Raw genomic sequence first — 3,065 nt, forward strand, 5'->3', positions numbered from 1 at the left:
TATATAAACAATAATTAAACTGATTATGAACAAAGGTAATAATGCAGTTCCAGAGCCTGAAAGAAGGGCCTTTCTTAAAGGTGCCGGTCTCTCAGTGGCCGCGCTTCTTGTTGGTGGGCTTTCCTTTGAGAGATATGTTGTTCCAAAGGACCGTGGAATTCCTGTGATGGATAATTATCCACTTGCCATACTCGAGGACCCGCAGGGAAATCCAATTACGGTTGCGGATGTTGAACAGTACGCCGTGTCTTCCACGGCAACCAGTGCAAATATTTTGGTTTTTAATTATCCACTTCAGGATGAGCCGACATTTCTGATAGCCATTAAGGGTGTTAAAATAACAACACCTGAGGATAGCATAGTGCCCACAAGCGGTTTTGCCCCAGTGTCCCCATCCTCAAAGGCTCCAATGACAGGGGTTATTTATGATCCTTTTAATGATATATCTATAATAGCATTAAGTGGGATATGCCAGCACCTTGGGTGTGTGCCACCATTTCTTGATTATCATCCAGGGAAAAGCATACCATTTGAGGCCCAGCTTGTTGGATATAAGACCAACGGCACTGGTGTTTTTGAGTGGCCAACCAATGGCCTTATATATTGCAAATGCCATGGAAGCCAGTACAACCCTGTATGGGGTGGCAGCAATTTATATAACAATGGAGCAGCACCAAGTCCGGCAAACCACTCATTACCGCAGATAATGCTTGCCACAAATAACAGCCCTGATTCTTCTCTTGACGACCCTTCTACATTTACCGGTAGTTATATTTTTGCCTACGGTATAAATTCCAAAAATGCTGTGATAAGGACACACCTGCAGTATCCCGGAGGCCAGACCTATGGCCCGCAGGTTAAAAAGGAAAACCTAACAGGCGGAACCGCAATACCAACGTCAACACAATCAATTCCCAGCACAATTTATACATACAAGGATACACCTTCAAATATTGAGACCGGTGCTCCAAGCAGCTTTGATGTAAATCAGGTAAATGGCTCTGTGGTTTTATATAAAACAGTGGTTGTAAGCAATTCCGGACCATGGAAGGGTAATTTCCACAGGCTTCCATAAAGGGTGAGTAAAAAATGGAAAAAGCTGAATATGAAAAAAATGAGTATGATTTAACGAAAATAATGGAAGAAGAAAAAGATCTGCCGGAAGGTACATATAAAATAGGATTCAGGTCAGTTACAACCAAAGGTTACAGAATAGATGAGTGGACTGGTGCATGGGTTGCAACGGCTTTAATATATCAGATAGTAACAGGAATTATTATATTCTTTTATTACAGCCAGGTTGACCCCTACAGGGCAACAGAATACATAATAGATGATGTTCCGTTTGGCCATATTATATTAACATCACATCTGTACATGGCATATGCAATGATCGGCCTTGTGTATTTCCATATGATGAGGCAGTGGCTTGTCGGGTCATACCGTGGAAAATGGAGATGGCTTCAGTGGATTCTCGGTGTCGTTTTATTTTTGCTCACAATACTTACTGCCATACTCGGTTATATGCTGGCAAACACTGCAATAGCAATGGCAGCCCTGCATATAGGATTGCTGTTCATGCAGAGAAGTGTTCTTGGCAGAATACTCCCTGGTGCATTTATAAACTGGCTTGAGGGAATACTTGTTGGTAATTATACAACCACAGCCACATTCTCACATCTATTGGCATTACACGTTGCAGTTTTTTCCACGCTAATGCTTGCAATATTCGCGGTGCATTTCATGCTCTTTGAAAGGTCCGGCCTTGCAAATGACGATAAAACAGAAAAGGGAAAAATGATACCATGGTACCCAACAAATCTTTTATATGCAGTATTCTCTGCAATAATAATCATAGGTGTAATCATAATATTCGCAGCTGCATTCCCGCAGAAACTAACGCTTGGATATGGTTCACTGGCATACGGCACCTTCCCTGTGCCTGACTGGTACATTACACCTGTATATAAGCTAATGGATGTCGCAGGTTACGGGCTAAGCACCGGTGGTGTACCATTAATTATTGGCATACTAATATTCATACTGATAATACCATTCATAGACAGGTACCATAAAAAAGGTGTCCTTGAAAGGCCATGGATAACAGCATTCGGTGTCTATTTAGTTTTAGGACTTGCAGTTATGACAATATGGGGATACTCACAGCCAGGTCTTACCCAGACAAGGCTTCTAACAGAATACCTGTGGTGGTCACTAACATTGATTTCATTCCTGCCAGTATACGCCATGAGATTTGCAAAGAAGGACGGTGATGCAAATGCAAACTAAGAACATAATTTATTTAATTGGTGTAATCCAGCTTGTGGTCGTTGATCCTCTAATGTGGTATTTCACGCAGGTGAAGCCATACGCATATGAGAGGTACTGGGCCATAACGCTGGTAATAAATTTATTTTTGTTCGCTGCCATAATATTTATGATAATGCAGAGAACCATAAAGGAGAGGGTGTAAAATGGATAAAAAATCATTATATTTATATTATTATGCGATGATTGCCTACTGGATTGGAAGTGTGCCATTTGTGCTTTATGCTATACTCATAAAGCCTGTGGGAAAACTTTACCATGAGCAGCCTTACACCATGATATCGCCCGTATTTGGCAATTTCGGTGTATATGAGGAGGGACTTCTGGTAATAGCCCTGGTATTCATCTTCATATCCATTATACTTCTGGGTATATCCATAGCCCATAATAAATCAACCAATGGAAAGATATCAAGAAGGACAATTATAACGCCGATACTGCTTTACATATTTACCTTTGCGGCTTTAGGGGGTGCAATATTATGACGGAATCACCAATGGAATGGTTTAAAAAGATGAAAAAGAGATCAAAATACCTGATGTACACTGGGATAGTATTTCTTATAATTTCAATTCCGACATTTCTGGACTATGACATGTTCCCAAGAATCAATGCCAATGATGGCCCTCATCAGATTGGCAGCTGGGTATCCTTCTTCTTTACCTTTGTGGGCTTTATACTCCTAATACTTGCCTTTGGTGAGGAGGATTTATAATCCAAAAAAATTTTTATTTAAA

Annotated in this window: 5 protein-coding genes; all 5 read left to right on the forward strand. The window is 40.7% G+C overall.

What is annotated here, in order from left to right; genetic code table 11:
* The first annotated feature begins 25 nt into the window (after nucleotides 1-25).
* The 5 genes from AOG55_RS03045 to AOG55_RS03065 are packed head-to-tail and all read left to right on the forward strand — an operon-like array spanning nucleotide 26 to nucleotide 3,043.
* A complete protein-coding gene (locus AOG55_RS03045) occupies nucleotides 26-1,075 on the forward strand; it encodes a twin-arginine translocation signal domain-containing protein (RefSeq protein WP_048101173.1) in 1,050 nt (349 codons plus the stop codon).
* A gap of 14 nt (nucleotides 1,076-1,089) precedes the next feature.
* The gene (locus AOG55_RS03050) at nucleotides 1,090-2,289 is read left to right on the forward strand and encodes a cytochrome b (protein ID WP_048101174.1); all 1,200 of its coding nucleotides are present in this window, start codon (nucleotides 1,090-1,092) and stop codon (nucleotides 2,287-2,289) included.
* Complete coding sequence (locus AOG55_RS03055) at nucleotides 2,279-2,473, forward strand: hypothetical protein (protein ID WP_054963799.1); 195 nt, start codon at nucleotides 2,279-2,281, stop codon at nucleotides 2,471-2,473. The genes AOG55_RS03050 and AOG55_RS03055 overlap by 11 nt, the downstream gene beginning before the upstream one ends.
* A 1-nt stretch (nucleotide 2,474) precedes the next feature.
* Nucleotides 2,475-2,813 (forward strand): hypothetical protein, encoded by a 339-nt coding sequence (locus tag AOG55_RS03060; RefSeq protein ID WP_048101175.1) that lies wholly within the window; start codon nucleotides 2,475-2,477, stop codon nucleotides 2,811-2,813.
* The gene (locus AOG55_RS03065; protein WP_048101176.1) at nucleotides 2,810-3,043 is read left to right on the forward strand and encodes a hypothetical protein; all 234 of its coding nucleotides are present in this window, start codon (nucleotides 2,810-2,812) and stop codon (nucleotides 3,041-3,043) included. The genes AOG55_RS03060 and AOG55_RS03065 overlap by 4 nt, the downstream gene beginning before the upstream one ends.
* Nucleotides 3,044-3,065: the final 22 nt, after the last annotated feature.

The sequence above is a fragment of the Acidiplasma cupricumulans genome, from assembly GCF_001402935.1.
Taxonomy (GTDB): Archaea; Thermoplasmatota; Thermoplasmata; order Thermoplasmatales; family Thermoplasmataceae; genus Acidiplasma; species Acidiplasma aeolicum.